At 66.9% G+C, this 1,077-nt stretch carries 1 protein-coding gene; it reads left to right on the plus strand.

Translation table 11 applies throughout. The features are described 5' to 3' along the window. Window positions 1-1,054, plus strand: a 1,054-nt coding sequence (locus AC07FN_RS45940) for an IS110 family RNA-guided transposase (RefSeq protein WP_478401393.1), incomplete at its 5' end; no start/stop codon positions are given. Between the last annotated feature and the right edge of the window lie 23 nt (window positions 1,055-1,077).

Raw genomic sequence — 1,077 nt, forward strand, 5'->3', positions numbered from 1 at the left:
CCTGGAGATATCCACCGATGTGCTGTGGGCTGTCGATCTCAACCACGGCATCGCGGCGCTGCTGATCGGTCTGCTGATCAACCACGACCAGCCGATGGTCTACCTCACCGGCCTGGCGGTCCACCGTGCCTCGGGCACCTACAAGGGCGAGGGCAAGACCGACGCGAAGGATGCGTTCGTCATCGCCGACCAGGCCCGCGTCCGCCGCGACCTCGGCCTGCTGCGACCCGGTGACGAGATCGCCGTCGACCTGCGCACTCTGACCACCAGACGCCTGGATGTGGTCTTCGACCGCACCCGCCAGATCAACCGGCTGCGGGCTCAGCTGCTGGAGATCTTCCCCGCGTTGGAACGAGCGCTGGATATGACCAACAAGGGTCCGGTCGTGCTGCTGACCGGTTACCAGACCTCGGCCGCGATCCGCCGCGCGGGCGTCAAACGGATCGAAACATGGCTGCGTAACCGCAAAGTCCGTGGTGCCGCCGCCCTGGCCAAGACCGCTGTCGACGCGGCCGGGGCCCAGCACACCACGCTGCCCGGCGAGAAACTGGCCGCCACCATGGTGGCCCGCCTCGCGAAGGGGGTGATAGCCCTCGATGAGGAGATCGCCGAACTCGATGCCCTCATCGAGGCCAAGTTTCGCGAGCACCCCAGCGCCGAAGTGATCCGCAGCCTGCCCGGCATGGGCACCAACCTCGGCGCTGAGTTCCTCGCCGCCACCGGCGGCGACATGGAGGCCTTCGGCAGCGCCGACCGCCTGGCCGGCTTCGCCGGCTTGGCTCCGCAACCCCGTGACTCCGGCCGCGTCAGCGGCAACCTGCGCAGACCCCGCCGCTACCACCGCGGACTGCTGCGGTCGATGTACCTCTCGGCCATGGTCAGCACCACGACATGTCCAGCCTCGAAGGCCTACTACCAGCGGAAGAGAAACGAAGGCAAGGGCCACAAACAAGCCCTGATCGCACTCGCCCGCCGACGCCTCAACGTCCTGTGGGCCATGATCCGCGACCGACAGTGCTACCAAGATTCACCTCCCATCACTGCGGCGGCTTGACAACCCGATTGGGAAGTCCTTTC

The organism is Saccharopolyspora sp. NPDC045941 (assembly GCF_056431445.1).